Below are 16,495 nucleotides of genomic sequence, written 5' to 3'. Positions count from 1 at the left end.
AGCTCACAAGTCGCATACGGGGTTCCGCTTGCGAACGGACGTCGGGGTCGGCGTGAACACACTTAGGGCTGGGGGCATGTCGCATGTACCTCACCAGCTCTGGCCGCCGTTCGGATTGCTGATCGAATGCGAGTCACTGTCTCTGTCTCCTGTTCGAGATTCCGATTTGCCGGCTCTTGTGGCGCTTGCACACGAAGGGATCCACGACGCCGCTGCGATGCCATTTGATTTTCCCTGGACAGCGGGGACCCCCGACGAGGTTCAACTAAGGCTCCTGCAGTTTCACTGGGGTCGACGTGCTGCCATAACGCCAGCATCGTGGCAGCTTGAATCCACAATCCGATTCGAGGGGCAAATCGTGGGTTGCCAAGGGATTTCGACCAGTGACTATCGCGTGACGAGAACGGGCGAGACTGGATCGTGGCTCGGGGCCAAGTATCACGGACGCGGCATCGGCACGCTCATGCGCCAAACGTTGTGTGCATTTATGTTCGATCATCTGGATGCAGCTGAGGTCACGTCCGCAGCGTTCACCGACAACCCAGCCTCGCTTGCTGTGTCAAGAAAAGTCGGCTACCAAAAGAATGGAGTGGTTCGTCGCCGGCGGCGCGAAGGTGAGATGGCTTTGAGCCAACAACTGACATTGACTACAGAAACGCTCAACAGATCTGATCAGGAGTTGCGCGTCACGGGCGTGCCTCAGCTGCGTGAGTTCCTTGGGCTCGAATCGGTTTAACCGCACGAATCACACGATGAAAAGGCGCCGCGCGTACAGGGGCCCGGTAGACGTTCCCCTGCGGGCCTCTCTGTCGTTCGGACCGCAGCCTAAAGTCACGGCGTAAGTTGAAGAGCCTGCGTCCGAGCCACGGCCCACGCGTAGACCTCGCACACGCGACCGCAACTGTCGAATTGTCCATCGAGCTGGGGCAGTGCAAAACTCAACCTGAAACAGTGGGTCGCCAAGACGCAGTCCGACGACGTCATCTCAACGCGGAGAGGGCGATTAACATCAAGGGGATTCTATGAAACATGTGACATTCGTATTGGCCGCAGCGACCGCAACGGCTGTAGTTTTGTCAGGCTGCCAAGCACAGCAACCTGTCGCACCTGATTTATCAGCGTCGGCTTCTTCGACTCCCGCCCAGACGGACGAACCCACTGCACAGGAATCCGCTCAGACGTGGGCGGACAAGACATTCGGAACGTTCAAGGCCTTCACCGTCACCGGCAGCGGCGCTGATGAAATTGTCTTTCCCGACGACGCTAAATCTGGCTTCTACACAATCACATGGGCACCCGGCCACTGGGCCAATGAGCAGTCCGGCGCGCAGGTTTATGGTGAAGACGGCACGTACCACGAGGCTGGCATGGCAGATTATCAAGGCGATTCCGCCAGCGTTGCCTATGGTCTTGACTCCTCCGTTGGCCCGGCAGGCTGGATCACCGTCGGGCCTGGCGCGGGTGACTGGTCCATCACCGTATCGCCCATTTCAGCACTTCCTGCACTGCCGGAGACCGGCGGCTACGACGCCTATCTGTATGCGGGCGCTGAGCAACCGGTCGTTTTCTCGTCCTTAAACTCGGGGCGGGTCAACGTTCGACAGTTCAATGGCGTCGATCCGACCGACAGCATCCTCCCGCAGGAAGACTTCACGGCTGTTGGTACTCTCCTCGCTGGCCCCAGCGTCGTCAACGTCCAGCTGGAAAGCGTGAGCCCCTGGACACGATCCACAAACTAGCCAAGGCGACACGAGCTGATCAGCGGCCGGTTCCGTCTATGAAACCGCCAATCACGCGCAACAGAGCGTGTTCAGCTATCAAGTGAACGGTGTCCCGTAGAGGTTGCGGGACGTCATAGTTGGAGCACAACGTATTGTTCGTGGCGGGCCGGAAATACCTATGTCTATTTCGTCCGTTTTATAGCGCGGTGTGATTGCTGTCACCCGGTGAAGGCTTGGGCACACGAGTCATCCTGCGCTGTTTGACCGGTGAGTCCGTCCAACGCTTGAACGGTCGGCTGCGGGGCGGGGACGACGCTTTCGGTCGGCGCCGGCGTTGACGTTTCGACCGGCACCGGTGTATCCGGTGTTGGTGCCGGTGTTGGCGTTGTTCCCGGGAGAGTGAAGGGTTCATCGGTGGCGAGTTTGGTGAACATTTCGGCGGCCACCGCTTCCAGGGGAACGACCTTGCCGGGGAAGCGGGAGTCGCCGGTCGTGCCGGGATACTGCACGAACAATAACCGATCCAGGTCGATGTCTTGGAGGGCCAGGGCCATGGATACCATGGTGTCGATATTGGCGAGGGACGTCGAGAGCTTAATGTTGATGGCCGCCGCGTTGGCGAGGTTGATCAGGGTAGGGATGTTCGTGAGTGTTCCGTTGCCCTGAACCGTGCGCATGAGTGAGGCCATGTAGATCTGTTGTGAGGAAATTCGTGCCAGGTCGCTGCGGTCGCCGACGCCCATCCGGCTGCGCAGGAACGCCAGCGCGGTGTCGCCGGCGACGATGCTCGTTCCTGCGGGCAGGTCCAGGCCCGCGGCGGGGTCGTTGATGGCCGCATTCAGGCAGATGGGCACGCCGCCGACGGCGTCGCTCATTTGCACGACTCCGTTGAACGATATGAGTCCGGCATACGGGATGGTGAGTCCCGTCAATTCGGACACGGTTTTGACCACGCACGGGAGCCCGCCACGCGACATGGCCTCATTGACGGGGCGTGCGGCCATAGCCGAAAACTCGGCTCCGCTCGTGGCGTCGGTGCACTCGGGGTGCGGCACGATGAGGTCGCGGGGGATGCTTACGACGACCGCGTTGTTGTGGTCTGCGGACACGTGCACGAGAATGTTCACATCGTTCAAGGTTCCGTCGCGTTCGCCGTACGCCGCGCTTTGCGTTGCATCGTTGTCGATGCCGACCAAAAGAATGTTGAAGCCGTTTTCGTAGCTTTCGAGCTGTGGCACGGGCGCTGCCGTGTCGCCGCCGGTGATGTCGATGGCGTTGTCGTCGACGGTCTTGCTGAAGCTCCACACTGCAACAGCAGCCACGGCTGAGGTGCTGACCACGGCAACGGTCAGCATGGCCGTCAACAGTTTGAGGGCGGTGGCGTACGGATTCGAGCGCTTTAATCGCCCATGACGTGCGATCCCGACGATCCGTTTGCTTCGCCTGCTCGCGTCAACCAAAAATCCCCGTTCATTGCGCCCGGTCTGTGCCCGAACCATCTCTTTGCGTTAGACCGATCATGCCCCTCGACGTCGCGCTGGGCCCTCCCGAGGTTACCCTTTCCGCGGCGACGGCTGTGGCGCACGGACGTGGCTCTCGTTAGCGAGACTGGAGTTGCTGGGCGCCATGCTGGCCAGGGAATCCTCCATGGGCTGGTCTGGAACTCAGTCCGTCAGTGGGTCTTTCTTGAGGTCGCAGGGGCTGAGATTCGCGTCCTAATACCCTTTGGACGCTGTGCGTGGTTCCGAATCAACCGGTCCAACCTGTATGTCACCGGAGGGGGAACCGAGACAGATTGTGAAGGTCCTGTCCACGGTCAGTGATTTGGTTGCTCCTGGCAAAGTTACGTTGAGTCCTTGCACCGCCGTCGGCAGGGCACAGGAGTCTTGCAGGAGATCAGCTGTTGTAACCCACGTCCAGATGTAGGCGTTTCCCCCCGCAGGAACAGCAACGGAATCGGTCGCGCGGTCAAATGCGTCAGCCTCGGACAACGTTGCAACCCCTGCGGTGTCATCGGAGTTGAGCGTGATCTCCGGGAACCCCGTCAACTCGCAAGGAGAATCTCCTTCATTCGTGAAAGCAAGCCAGCTCACTTGAGGAACGGCCGGGTCATAGTCCGATTCCAGAACTGAAATGCCGAATAGATCGGCGCAAGCGGCTGGGGATTCAGTCGCCGTCGTAGTTGGTTCAGAGCTCGAAATGGAAGGAACGACCGTGGTCGGTTCGGTGATGGCAGAACACCCGCTGAGCATGGAAAACAGCAGCGGAAGAGTCAAAACAATAGCGGTCGTGTGGAACGGGAGGTTCATGTTCTTAAGCCTTTTGGCGTCGATGGAGCGAAGTTTTCGCCGCGTCCTCGGGGTCTTCGACACTCTCAACGGGCTGGCGTGCGAGCCGGTCCGGCAACCCTCGCCAACCGCGTGTCTCAGACGGCTCCAGCATCAGAGGGCCCAACCGGGGCCGAATTCCTGCTTCCTCGCAAGAGGTTCCTCTGCTGCACCGATAGGTCGGGATCTTCGATCGTTATCTGCCGTGCATGCGTCTTTACTAGGGTGAGGATGACCAGTGCTTAGGAGGAGCAATGCTACGAGACGCCGTGACACGTCGTCGCAGGCTCGTGCTGGCCGGGATAGGGCTGTGCGCGGTGGTCGCGTTGAGTGGCTGCGCGGCAGCTGTTCCACTGCCGGGTGGGCCGCCAGTCGAGGCGGAGATTCTGCCGCTGGACGATTCTCTGGTGATCAAGGACCAGTTGCGGGAGGAGTTGGCCTTGCCGCCAGTCGATCTGGAGACGATGCAATGGCTCGATCGGCTCCAGGGCGAGCTGACGGGGGACGCGAATTTTGGTTCCCCGTCGATCTCGAAGGACCGAAGCACCATCACTATCATTTGGTACGGTACGCCCAGTGCCCGGCTGGAGGAGCTGGTCGCCGCGGCCCCAGAGAAGCTGACGGTGGTCATCCAGCCAGCCGTGTTTCGACCGGCAGAGTTGAACGAGCTCACCCAGAGGGCAGTGACCATCCCCGGGCTGGTGCCAGGCGTGCACGTAGCGATGGGCAGCCCCGCACCGGACGCCTCCGGGATCACGATCGGAATCGTCGAACTTCCCGCTGGGCGCACCCTTGAGCAACTCGGCACTGCGTTCGCGCAAGCGTTGCATCGACCGGATGTCCCAATTACGGTGGAAGTCAGCGGAACGGTTGTGCCGATCAACGGCTGAGCGCCAAGGATTCCGCTTACGGGCGTTGTGAGCCCGGTGGGTGTAAGGGGCCGTCAGGGCGGCGGCTGCGGGGTCTTTCTCAGCCTGGGCCGAATGCCTCCGGTACTCTGAGTGAATAATGGATCCTGATAAACCCTCGCCCCTTTCATCGCATCTCCGCACAACGTTCCCGAATCTGAGGGGGCCACATGCTGTTTGAGTGGGCGATGGTGGGGGTAGGCCTGCTCCTGACCGTGGGCACGGGTATCTTCGTCGCGGCCGAGTTCTCCCTGGTCACGTTGAACCGCAACGATCTCGAGGCCCGTCGAGATCGCGGCGAAAAACGCCTCGGACCGACCATCAAGGCGCTGAAGATCACGTCGACGCATTTGTCAAGCGCGCAGCTGGGCATCACTCTGACAACGCTGCTGACCGGGTTCACGTTCGAGCCCGCCATCAGATCTCTGCTGACCGAGCCGCTGGCGGGCGCCGGCGTACCCGACGGCCTGATCCCCGTGCTTGGCTCCATCATCGCGATCTCGCTGGCGACACTGTTCTCCATGGTGATCGGCGAACTCGTGCCGAAGAACTTCGCATTGTCCGTACCATTGGCCACGGCCAAGATCGTCGTGCCCCCGCAAGCACTGTTCACCGCGGTGTTCAAGCCCATCATCTTGCTTTTCAACAACACCGCCAACGCGCTGATCCGTCTGGTGGGCATCGAGCCCAAAGAGGAACTATCGGGCGCACGCACCGCGGAAGAACTCAGCTTTCTGGTGCGGCGGTCAGCGCTGGAGGGCGTACTTGACACCGATCACGCGGCGATGCTGCACCGCACGCTCCGGTTCGCCGATCACACGGTCGCCGACGTCATGACCCCTCGGGTGCGGATGGCCTCCGTCCAGGTCGCTGACACGGCCGAGAGCATCGTGCGGCTGTCCACCGCTACCGGCTACTCGCGTTTTCCCGTCATCGATAAGAACTCCGACGACATCGTCGGCGTGCTTCACGTGAAGCAGGCCTTCGCGGTCGAGCTTGACCGCCGTGGTCAGACCACTGCCGACGATCTCAAGGTGGACGCGCTGCGCGTGCCCGAGTCGATGGCCGTGGACACGCTCCTAGCGCTGCTGCGTAAGCACGGCTTCCAAATTGCAGTCGTCGCTGACGAATACGGCGGAACGGCTGGCATCGTCACGCTGGAGGACCTCGTCGAAGAACTCGTGGGCGAGCTGGAAGACGAGCACGATCGCGCGAAGGCCGGCGTCATCCGCTCGGGGCGGTCCGTTGTGTTCGACGCCAGCTGGCGGCCGGACGAACTACTCGACCGCGCCGGTGTCACCGTTCCCGACGACGGCGACTACGAAACCGTCGCCGGGTTCATCGCCGATCAGCTCGACCGGATTCCGGAGGTGGGAGACGAAGTCCCCGTCGACGGAGGGGTCCTGCGGATCGACCGGGTGGATGGCGTGCAGGTTCAACGCGTGCGCTACACCCCGTCTGACCCGGAACATGATCCGAGTCTGGCCACCAGACACGACCGAATCGTCGACCAAATTGAGAAGGACCTAATCCATGAGTGAGTACTGGCCGGGCCTGATCTGGCTCGTCGTGCTGTTGATTGTCAACGCGTTTTTCGTGGGTGCCGAGTTCGCCGTGATCTCGGCCCGTCGGTCGCAGATCGAGCCTCTCGCTGAACGCGGTAGCAAGGCCGCGAAGACCACCCTGTGGGCGATGGAACACGCGACTCTGATGCTGGCAACCAGCCAACTCGGCATCACCGTGTGCTCGCTGCTGATCCTGAACGTTTCCGAGCCGGCCATCCACGGTCTGTTGGAGTACCCACTCGCCGTGACCGGACTCTCCGACGCCGCGATTAGCGTGATCGCTTTTGGCGTCGCGCTTGCCCTCGTGACCTTCCTCCACGTGGTGTTCGGCGAAATGGTTCCCAAGAACATTTCCTTCTCCGTTCCCGACCGGGCTGCGCTCATCCTGGCGCCGCCGCTGGTGCTCGTCGCCCGCATCTTCCGTCCGGTGATTGGCAGTTTGAACTGGTTGGCGAACGGGGTACTACGCCTGTTCAAGGTGGAGCCGAAAAATGAGGCGACCAGCGCGTTCACCCTCGACGAGGTAGCCGGCATCGTGGAGCAGTCCACGCGTGAAGGCGTACTGCAGGATGCCTCGGGGACCCTCTCGGCTGCCTTCGAGTTCACCTCGAAACGCATCTCCGATGTGGAGGTACCCATCTCGTCCATGGTTCACCTTCCCGCATTGGCGTCTCCGTCCGACATCCAACGGGCCGTCGCCCAGCACGGATACTCCCGCTATATCCTCACCGACGTGGACGGGCATCCCACGGGGTACCTGCACCTCAAGGACGTGATGGACCTCACCGATGGGGATGCGTTCACCCGGCCCGTGCCCGCCAAACGCATCCGTCGCTTGGCTACGGTCTTTCGGGACAGCGAGCTGGAGGATGCTCTGGCAGCCATGCGTCGCCGGGGAGCGCACGTCGCCACGTCCTTCGACGCGGACGGTGTCGCCACCGGAGTCTTGTTCCTCGAGGACATCATCGAAGAACTCATCGGAGAAATTGAAGACGCCACCACCGTGTAGCCGCGCATGAACAGCGGGAGCGGATCCGTGCACCGGCAAGACGCGAGCTCAGGAACCGGCTCCTATTCCACGTCACACCGCATCTTGGCCAGGGCGGCTAAAACAGACTGCGCTGGGCTTGTTCGACGTGCAGGGTTCCACTGCGGACCCGTCCATCTGCTAGGAGAGTGCGGGTGCGGCCTTGCCGCGCCGAATGAAGTAGGCGACGGTGACCACGGCGAGAAGCGGCCCCCAGGCGAGGACCGGGGCGTAGGACGGCCCCATCAGAGGAAGGCTGTTGCTGTCGACTTTGTCCCACATTAAGAGCTGGCTGAAGGCAATCATGGTGATCAGAGCGGCGCCGATTCCGGCCGGAATGACCGCCGCCATGCGAGGGACGAACTTCCCACCGATGAGGGGAATCCACTGCGGGACGACCTCTCCCCAGGGGTAGACGAGGCCGAGGCTGAGGAGAGCGAGACCTTCAAGCACCACAGCGAGGCCAATCGTGTACACGGCACCCCAGCCAGGCAAATCGTAGTCCTCGCGCAGCACGGCATCGCTGAAGCCAACGGGAATGCCAATACTCATTGCAAGACGCCAAAGTCCGGAAGGCAGCACGCAGAGCGGAACGACGTGAGCAGTGCAGCGCACTCAGCGCGGCACCTGAGCGGCGTGAATGACTCGGTGCTGTCGATCGGCAGTCGTCGTCATACGTCCAGTCTGTCGGTTCTGCCCCGGAGGCGTAATTCCTACTCCAGCTGTTCTCACCACGTTTTCCTGGGCAGCGAAACCGGGGCTTTTCCGCGGCTATCAACGAACTCGTCAGGAACGCTCAACCACCCAGGTCCGCGCTCGGCTCGCTCCTAGCCTGCAATCGGCCCAGGCTCATTCCCCGGGTGTAATCCGTTTGACCCGCTTTTGAGATGGCGTTATCAGGGGCGTCGGATAGTCTACGAGCGAGGGCCCACCGCTAATGCAGTGGGCCCTCGCCATTCCGGACGCCGCCAAGCGGCCACACATAAGGTCGCGGCGATACTTTCACACCGCATCCAGCATTCGCCCTGACACGTACGGTACCGACACTGCCGGTGTGTGGGCACGGTCACTTTTGTCGTCGTGCCTGCACCCGTTCGATCGCCTTGCCGAGTTCGACGAACAGGAATATCGCAGCAGATAGGCCGAGGGTGTACCCCCACTCGCGTGCCCCGATTGGTGCGGAGCGGAACCAGAGGTTCATGAAGGGGGTATACACGAATACGAGTTGCAGTAGGAGAAGCGCGCCCGTTGAGATCCAGATCGCCGGGTTACCGCGTAACACGGCTACCTTCAGGCTTGATGCCTGCAAAAACCGTGAGTTGAAAAGAAAAGCGACTTGGCTGAGAGTGAGCATGGTTACCGCGGTGGTTTGTGCTTGCGCCAGAGGTGACCCGACAGATAGTTCCAGGAAGAAAACTGCGATGGTGGCACCGCTGATGAGCACAGCGACCCAGAGGATGCGGCCTAGGTAGGCGTGGCCGATGAGGGATCCGCCGGGTTTGCGGGGTTGGCGCAGCATTATGCCGGGCTCGGCGGGTTCATAGGCGAGGGCGAGCGAGAGGGTGATGGCAGTGATCAAGTTGACCCAGAGGATTTGCGCTGGCTGAAGAGGCAAGGTAAATCCGAAGAGCACGGCGACGAGGATGACCAATGATTGTGCTGCTGTGGTGGGCAATAAAAAGACGATCGACTTCTGCAGGTTGTCGCGGATGCGGCGTCCTTCTTTAACGGCGCGCTCGATGGTAGCGAAGTTGTCGTCGGCGAGAACGATGTCAGCGGCTTCTTTCGTGGCCTCCGTTCCCTTGATCCCCATTGCGACCCCGACGTCGGAACGGGTGAGCGCGGGGGCGTCGTTGACGCCGTCACCCGTCATCGCGACGACCTCCTTGTGGGCTTGCAAAGCCTTGACGATGCGTAGCTTGTGTTCGGGACTGGTGCGGGCAAACACGTCGACCTCGCGCACGATCCGAATGAGCTGGTCCTGGCTCATCGCTTGCAGTTCGGCGCCGGTAATCACCCGCGCGTTCGCGTCGTGTGTGATGCCCATTTCGCGGCTGATTGCGCGCGCGGTGCCCGCATGGTCGCCAGTGATCATCTTTACCCGAATACCAGCAGCATGCATGGTCGCGATCGCCTTGACCGCCTCAGGTCGGGGCGGATCGACAATGCCGACCACACCAAGAAACAGCATTCCGTTGCCAATATCTTCAATATTCAAATCGACCATCCCGTCGGTCGCGACGCCGCGTGCGGCGGCAAGTACGCGTAGGCCTTGCGCGCTGAGATCATCGACACACGTATCCCAGAAAGCCGCATCGATCGGTTCTGGGCTGCCGTCCGCGCCGAGCTGCAGACTACTGCGCTCGAGTACTTCTCCCGGGGCACCCTTGAGAAGAATCTGCACTTTCCCGTCGGGGTCTTTATCGAGTGTGGCCATGAATTTGTTGTCGGACTCAAACGGTATGACCGCCATTCGTTTCCAGTTGGCGGCATTCAAGTTGGTCTTGAGGGCGAGAGTTCGCAGCGCGCCCTCGGTCGGTTCACCGACGACGCGCCAGTGGCCGTCCTCGTCGGTAACGCGGGCATCGTTGCACAGGGCCATGACCGTGACGAGCGCGGTCAGGTCGGGGCGGGTATCGAGCGTGACGGGTTCGTCATCGACGCTGACTGTGCCAACGGGTTCGTAACCGATGCCGGTGACGTGGTATTGGGCGGTTCGGGTGACGGCGCTTCGCACCGTCATCTCGTTGCGAGTGAGCGTGCCGGTCTTGTCGGAGCAGACGGTGGTGACCGAGCCGAGCGTCTCGACCGCGGTGAGTTTGCGCACGATGGCTCGACGTTTGGCCATCTGCTGTACGCCGAGGGCCAAGGTAATAGTGACAAGAGCCGGCAGGCCCTCGGGAATAGCCGCGACCGCGAACCCAATTGCTGCCGATAGCAGATCATTGGCATTTTGATCGTGCAGCAGACGCCCGATCACGAGCATGATGGCGGCTACGCCCAGAATGAGCAGGGTTATCTTTTTGCCGAACGAGTCCAACTGCCGAGTCAGTGGCGTAGCGAGGCTCTGCACCCCGGTGAGCATGGACTGGATACGGCCGATCTCCGTGTCGACACCGGTGCCGGTGACGACGCCGACGCCGCGACCGGTGGTAACGATCGTGCCCGAGAAGAGCATGCTATGCCGGTCACCAAGTCCCGAATCAGCCGGGACCGGGCTGGTGTTTTTTTCAGTAGGAACCGACTCGCCCGTAAGTGCAGACTCCTCAACGCGTAGAGTAGTGGCCTCGATCAATCGCACATCGGCCGGCACCTTGTCCCCGGATTTAACCCGCACAATATCGCCGGGCACGAGCGCTTCCGCATCAACGTCAGCCCACACACCATCGCGGCGAACAAACGCGTGCAGGGACAGCATCCGGCGGATACCGTCTAACGCTTTTTCGGCCCGGCCCTCCTGCAAGAAACCAATCACCGCATTGATCACAGCCACGGCAAAAATAACCGCGGCATCGATCCAATCACCAAAGATCGACTTCAGCACGGCAGCGGCCAGCAACACGTAAATGAGCACGTCGTTAAAGTGAGCCAGAAACCGCACCACCGGGTTCTTCGGACGCGGGACCGCCAGCCGATTCGGACCATAGACGGCCAGCCGCTTCTCTGCCGAGCTAATGCTCAAGCCCTGCGGATTCGATTCGAGATCCGCGAGCACTTTCTCTGCCGGGCGCGCATAAAAGTCATGCGCCCGTACGAGCGCCTCCGTCTGGGATGTACCGCTCATGAAAGCCCCGTCTCGTCAGGGCCTCGCGTCGAAACCCAGGTGGTGGATGTAGGAATTCGATATGTCAACCCGGCCGCTCTTGTAGAGTCGCTATTTATCCTGCTCGTCGTTCGATCTGAGCAGAGGCATGTCGGCTAAGGGCGGCACGACCACGACCGGGCACGGCATACTGATCAGCAAGTCGTGAGCTACCGAGCCGAGTAAGAGCCCCGTCATCATCCCGCGTCCGTGGGTGCCCACCACGACCATTTCAGCGTGCTCAGCGGCGTTGGTGAGGATCAAAGCAGCAGATCCGTGTTCGAGGGTGTTTCGAACCGTCACGGTCGGATGCTCTGCGCCGACCCGTTCAACCGCTCCTGCCAACACCTCGGCGTGTGCCATTCGTATCTCCTCATAAGGACTAGCACCAGCGCTCAACCATCCGAGAGCGAGCAAGGCGGGGATGCGCCACGCATGCACGACCGACAGCTCACGCCCGAGCCGCTCGGCTTCCCCAGCGGCGAAAGCCACCGCAGAGTGAGAGGTTTCGTCGTCATCCACGCCAACGACGACGGAACCATTACGAGGCGCCCAGTCTGTGGGAACGATAACGAGGGGGCAGCTCACCCCCGCTGCGATCTGCTGGCGCAATGTTCCATACAGGGGGCCCGCGGCCTCACGCGTACCGATAACCAGCAGATCGGCATCAACGGCGGAAATCAACAACTCCTGGAGCGGCGCGCCCCGTCGTACCGACGTCATCACCCGCACCATGGGCGCGTCGCGTCTCACCCGATTCGCGGCATCCATGAGCATCTGCTCGTACGCAGGAAGGACCCAGTCCTTCCTGATCGTCGTCGGCAGCCTTGCCAAATCGATGACAGTGGTCAGTTCCAGGGATACCGGAATAGTGCGGGCACGCTCGATCACCCAGTCGAGTGCAGCGCGGCTTCCCGTGCCGCCGTTTAGCGCGAGAACAATTGTCTCGGCCATACCGTTTCCTCTCCTCGACCTCATGGAGAATTAGTGCCCAAATAGGCCTCCAGTGTAACGGACACGGTTCGCCAGAACTGAGGCTGGCCCGGACGGGCACCTTTGAAATGGTGCAACAAACGTCGATTCTTTCCCCTCGACTATGCAAGGCTGTGAGCATGCGCAATGTGATTCTGGTTGGCGTTGATGGCTCGTCGAACAGCAATAGAGCTCTGGATTGGGCAATTGTCGAGGCTAAAATTCGCAATTGGCCGTTGCGATTAGTGAGCACGTTTCCCTCAACTTTTGTCGCGGATCCCATTGTCGGAGCAAGCTATGCACTGGCCGCAAAACAAGAAGCCCAAGCCGTCCTTGACCATGCAACGAAACGCGCAGAAGCCCACAGCGTTCGCACCGAAACGCATGTTGAGTCCGGCGATGCCACCAACGTTCTGGTCGAACATTCCGAAACCACCAAACTCGCCGTAGTCGGCAAGCGCGGCAGAGGAGGCTTTGTCGGGCGACTATTAGGTAGCGTCTCATCGGGCCTGGCGGCCCACTCACACTGTCCCACAGTCGTGGTCCCGCAAGGGCACGACACCACTGCAACCGAGTCGGAAGACAGTCAAGGCACTCATGGTGCCCCCCGCAACGAACGCGGCGAAAAGAGCACGATGCACCCAACCTTCTTCGAGGCAGTGCATGTAGGAGACCGGCCGCGACAGCAAGAAAACGTGATTAATGATCTTTCCTTTGCTGGTCAAATCGTGATCACGGTTGACTCCGGTACGCAGGGCCCCGCCTTATGGGAAGCTGCAGAAATGGCGCGCATCCACGGCAAACCACTTGCACTGGTGTCCGTGACAGGTGCACCCATCGGTGACTTGGGTTGGTCGCCGTCCATGGAAAATTCAGATCCGTATTATGAAGAAGAATTAGCAAAGTTGACCCGCGTCGTCACTACGGTCGCAGAACAGTACCCCGACCTGAAACTCAGTCGGCATCTCTTCGTGGGAAAGCCAGCAGAAGTTCTTGTTCACACGACGCAAACCGCCGACGTGGTAGTGCTCGGGACCCGGGGCCTCGGCGGATTCCCCGGACTGCTCTTAGGCTCCGTTAGCCAAGCCGTTCTGCACCACGGACGATCGCCGATGATGGTAGTCCCTGGAGCGAATACGGTGAGTTAGCGCCGAACCTGCGATCGGGCTGCAGCCGCACCAATTTTGTTCAGCGTCAAGTCACGCAACTCATGGGCGATTTCAAGCGGTGGAAGCAACAGGGGTTATTTCTTTCTTCGAGACTAGCTCGCTGAGCAGGTCGGTTGGGGTGCTCCGGTTGAGGGTTTTGCGTGGCCGCTCGTTGAGTTCAGTGGCGACTTCGAGGAGGCGTTTGGCGCTGTGGGCGTTCAGATCGGTGCCTTTCGGGAAGTACTGGCGCAGTAGGCCGTTGGTGTTCTCGTTCGAGCCGCGCTGCCAGGGTGAACCTGGATCACAGAAGAAGATCGGAACCCCGGTTGCTTTGGTGATCTCCACGTGCCGAGCAAGCTCGGTTCCCTGATCCCACGTCAATGACCGCCGCAGAAAGGCTGGCAGACCTTCCAGCACACGGATGAGTCCATCGTGGAGGTCAGCGGAGCTGTGACCGTTGGGCAGGTGCACCAAGATGACGAACCGGGTCGTGCGTTCAACCAAAGTCGCGATCGCCGATCCCGATGCCGAACCGACGATCAAATCGCCCTCCCAATGACCGGCGACCAGCCTGTCGTTGGCCTCTTTGGGCCGTTCGCTCAGCATCACTTTGTCGCGAATTTTACCCACCGCGTTCAGCTGCGTGGCCCGCGGTTTTCGCGCTGATCGGCCCCGCCGCAGGTGCCGGTGCAGGTGCCGGTGCAGGTGAACTCCGACGTAACCACGGCTTTGAACGTAGAGGCTTTGATAGATCGACTCGTGGGAGACCTGCAGTTCGTCTTGGCCGGCGAACACGACCGCGAGGTCGTCACTGATCTGCTGCGGACTCCAGTTCTTGCGCAACCGCTCCTCAACGGCAGCGGCAAGCAGCCGGTCGTCGAGCTTGCTCGGCTTGGGCCGGCCCGCTCTGATCACGCAGCGTTTCTGCGCGGCATACGGCCGGTAGCTGCGCGTTGTCGGGTGAGAGTTGCGACGCAACTCACGGCTAATCGTCGATGCGGAGCGCCCCAGGTCCCGTGCGATCGCGCGAACGCCGGCACCGCCAAGCCGCAGATCTGCGATGCGCAGACGTTCCTCTTGGCCCAAGTAGCGTCCCGAAGACGCAACGGCCGGAACGGGTATTCGCCCGCCAGCGGCCTTGATCCACCGATATCCCTGTCTGCGATTCACTCCTATAGATTCGCACGCGGCCGCCGCCGACATTCCCTCACGGACCCGATCCCAGAACAAGTTCTCGCGATCCTTTAATACCACTCTTGACGCCATCAACAACACCTCACTTATACGGTGTTGCTACGACCCCTTGAAGCCGCCCATGGGCTACGAGACGTCGCAATGCCGGTCCTCAGTCGGCTCATGATCGTTCCAGTAAGGAACACTCAATCAGGCAATCTCAAATCCAGCTTTCTGCCGGAGACCTTTGGTACCTTCTACGCATGCATCAGACTCCTCAAGAGTCATCTCCCGACGGTCATAGACCCTGCGTCTCGACCCCGACTCTCATATTGACGGTCGAAACATTGTGAACGGTGATCTCGTACTAAACATCGCCCTCGTCCTCATCTTCGTCCTGATCGGCGGGGTTTTCGCAGCCACGGAAATGGCGCTCGTCACGCTCCGTGATAGCCAACTCAACGCAATCGCGGCCCGCGGGCGGCGCGGCGAGAAAGTCGCGGCTCTGGCGCGCAACCCCAATCGGTTTCTCGCAGCCGTACAGATCGGCGTTACCGTAGCCGGGTTCGCGTCCGCCGCTTACGGAGCCGCCTCAATCGCCCCATCGGTAGCCCCGTCTTTCGTCGCTCTGGGCCTCAACGAAGCGCTCGCAGCTACGGTTGCCACGATCGCACTCACCCTAGTAATCGCGTATCTGTCCCTGGTGCTCGGTGAGCTCGCCCCCAAACGCCTCGCCATCCAGCGCAACTCAGCCTTCGCCTACGCAGTCGCGCCCGCACTTAATGGGTTTGCGATCGCCATGCGCCCGGTTATCTGGCTGCTATCGAGGTCGACGAACGTGATCGTGCGTCTACTCGGCGGAGACCCACACAAAACCAGCGAGGAAATGACCGAGGAGGAACTGCGAGACATCGTTTCGAGCCATGAGGGGCTACCCGAAGACGAACGGCGAATCCTCGACGACGTACTCTCTTTACAGCACCGCCAGCTCAGCGAGATTATGCGGCCCCGTCCCGAAGTCGCAGCCCTGGACGGCACGGTATCCATTCGCGAGGTCTTTACCGAAGTGCATGACCTGCCGTACTCGCGATACCCGGTAGTCGATCGCACCATCGACGACATCATCGGCTTTGTCCACGTGCGCGACCTCTACGAGATGATCGCAAAGAATCCCGACACGCAGGTTCGCGAAATCATGCGTCCCATCTTGTACTTCCCAGCGACCGCGCGTATGCTCCCGACCCTCACGATGATGAGAGCAGAAAAACATCAGATCGCCGTTATCGTCGATGAGTACGGCGGAACCGACGGCATCGTCACCCTCGAGGACCTCATAGAGGAAGTCGTAGGCGAAATCTTCGACGAATACGACACCGACTCTCCCGTACGCGACCTCCAATCAGAGGGAGGGGCACTTGACGGCCGCCTCAATTTCCAAGACTTTGAAGAGGCGACCGGGGTGCGGTTACCCGTAAGCGCATCCGACACCGTAGCCGGTTTCGTGATCGAACGGCTCGGACGTCTCGCGCGAATCGGTGATGTCGTCCACCTCAACGACATCAGTCTGCAGGTCACGGCGATGGATCACCGGCGCATTTCAGAACTGCTAGTCGTCCCTCGCGGAGAGACACCGTCACCGCCATCTCAAGAAGCCAGTGCGAACACTACGCCGAGCTGATCTAACAGTCCTGAATGGTGGCGCGATCGCCCCACACACCGAGTGCCAGCAGGAACGTTGACAGGTCGGCCGGCACGAAAGGGACTGGCTGATAGCCACGAGGCCCACTTCGCCGATCTCAATGAGGGCGGCGGCATCGGCTAGGCGACCGGGCTGAGACGCAGCTGCTGTTCA

At 60.9% G+C, this 16,495-nt stretch carries 13 protein-coding genes; 7 read left to right on the top strand and 6 right to left on the bottom strand.

Annotation, left to right across the window (positions count from 1 at the left end; translation table 11 throughout):
• Window positions 1-76: 76 nt before the first annotated feature.
• Both CJ028_RS08565 and CJ028_RS08560 read left to right on the top strand, forming a co-directional pair.
• Window positions 77-736, top strand: coding sequence for a GNAT family N-acetyltransferase (locus tag CJ028_RS08565; RefSeq protein WP_105034831.1), 660 nt, complete (start codon window positions 77-79; stop codon window positions 734-736).
• A gap of 286 nt (window positions 737-1,022) precedes the next feature.
• Window positions 1,023-1,739 carry a hypothetical protein gene (locus tag CJ028_RS08560; RefSeq protein ID WP_105034830.1) on the top strand — a complete coding sequence of 239 codons (717 nt, stop codon included), beginning with the start codon at window positions 1,023-1,025 and terminating at the stop codon, window positions 1,737-1,739.
• Window positions 1,740-1,939: 200 nt separating this feature from the next.
• Here CJ028_RS08560 and CJ028_RS08555 read toward each other — a convergent pair whose 3' ends face one another.
• Entirely contained in the window at window positions 1,940-3,076 is a 1,137-nt protein-coding gene (locus tag CJ028_RS08555) for an LCP family protein (protein WP_240607160.1), read from the bottom strand.
• 360 nt (window positions 3,077-3,436) lie between these two features.
• Window positions 3,437-4,030: a DUF4232 domain-containing protein gene (locus tag CJ028_RS08550; protein WP_105034828.1), complete on the bottom strand. Its 594-nt coding sequence runs from the start codon at window positions 4,028-4,030 to the stop codon at window positions 3,437-3,439.
• A gap of 287 nt (window positions 4,031-4,317) precedes the next feature.
• On the opposite strand from CJ028_RS08550, the gene CJ028_RS08545 reads away from it, so the two are divergent.
• The 3 genes from CJ028_RS08545 (at window position 4,318) to CJ028_RS08535 (ending at window position 7,530) form a co-directional block, all read left to right on the top strand.
• Window positions 4,318-4,938 (top strand): hypothetical protein, encoded by a 621-nt coding sequence (locus tag CJ028_RS08545; RefSeq protein ID WP_129590435.1) that lies wholly within the window; start codon window positions 4,318-4,320, stop codon window positions 4,936-4,938.
• A 191-nt stretch (window positions 4,939-5,129) separates the two neighbouring features.
• The gene (locus tag CJ028_RS08540; RefSeq protein WP_105034875.1) at window positions 5,130-6,497 is read left to right on the top strand and encodes a hemolysin family protein; all 1,368 of its coding nucleotides are present in this window, start codon (window positions 5,130-5,132) and stop codon (window positions 6,495-6,497) included.
• Window positions 6,490-7,530 (top strand): hemolysin family protein, encoded by a 1,041-nt coding sequence (locus tag CJ028_RS08535; RefSeq protein WP_105034826.1) that lies wholly within the window; start codon window positions 6,490-6,492, stop codon window positions 7,528-7,530. Before CJ028_RS08540 ends, CJ028_RS08535 begins: the two co-directional genes overlap by 8 nt.
• 159 nt (window positions 7,531-7,689) lie before the next feature.
• Here CJ028_RS08535 and CJ028_RS08530 read toward each other — a convergent pair whose 3' ends face one another.
• The 3 genes from CJ028_RS08530 to CJ028_RS08520 form a co-directional block, all read right to left on the bottom strand.
• Window positions 7,690-8,100: a hypothetical protein gene (locus CJ028_RS08530; protein WP_105034825.1), complete on the bottom strand. Its 411-nt coding sequence runs from the start codon at window positions 8,098-8,100 to the stop codon at window positions 7,690-7,692.
• Window positions 8,101-8,614: 514 nt separating this feature from the next.
• Window positions 8,615-11,332, bottom strand: coding sequence for an HAD-IC family P-type ATPase (locus tag CJ028_RS08525; RefSeq protein WP_105034824.1), 2,718 nt, complete (start codon window positions 11,330-11,332; stop codon window positions 8,615-8,617).
• A 90-nt stretch (window positions 11,333-11,422) separates the two neighbouring features.
• On the bottom strand, window positions 11,423-12,304 hold the full coding sequence (locus CJ028_RS08520; protein WP_161498933.1) for a universal stress protein: 882 nt from the start codon (window positions 12,302-12,304) through the stop codon (window positions 11,423-11,425).
• A 158-nt stretch (window positions 12,305-12,462) separates the two neighbouring features.
• On the opposite strand from CJ028_RS08520, the gene CJ028_RS08515 reads away from it, so the two are divergent.
• Window positions 12,463-13,470, top strand: coding sequence for a universal stress protein (locus CJ028_RS08515; RefSeq protein ID WP_161498932.1), 1,008 nt, complete (start codon window positions 12,463-12,465; stop codon window positions 13,468-13,470).
• Between the two features lie 72 nt (window positions 13,471-13,542).
• Here CJ028_RS08515 and CJ028_RS08510 read toward each other — a convergent pair whose 3' ends face one another.
• The gene (locus tag CJ028_RS08510; protein WP_105034821.1) at window positions 13,543-14,736 is read right to left on the bottom strand and encodes an IS30 family transposase; all 1,194 of its coding nucleotides are present in this window, start codon (window positions 14,734-14,736) and stop codon (window positions 13,543-13,545) included.
• A gap of 256 nt (window positions 14,737-14,992) precedes the next feature.
• Between CJ028_RS08510 and CJ028_RS08505 the strand changes: the two genes are divergently transcribed.
• The gene (locus CJ028_RS08505; RefSeq protein ID WP_105034820.1) at window positions 14,993-16,321 is read left to right on the top strand and encodes a hemolysin family protein; all 1,329 of its coding nucleotides are present in this window, start codon (window positions 14,993-14,995) and stop codon (window positions 16,319-16,321) included.
• Window positions 16,322-16,495 lie beyond the last annotated feature (174 nt).

It is taken from the genome of Cryobacterium aureum (assembly GCF_002954245.1).
Classification (GTDB): Bacteria; Actinomycetota; Actinomycetes; order Actinomycetales; family Microbacteriaceae; genus Cryobacterium; species Cryobacterium aureum.
The sequence above is the reverse complement of the archived record's forward strand: the minus strand, read 5'-3'. Positions and strand labels throughout refer to the sequence as shown.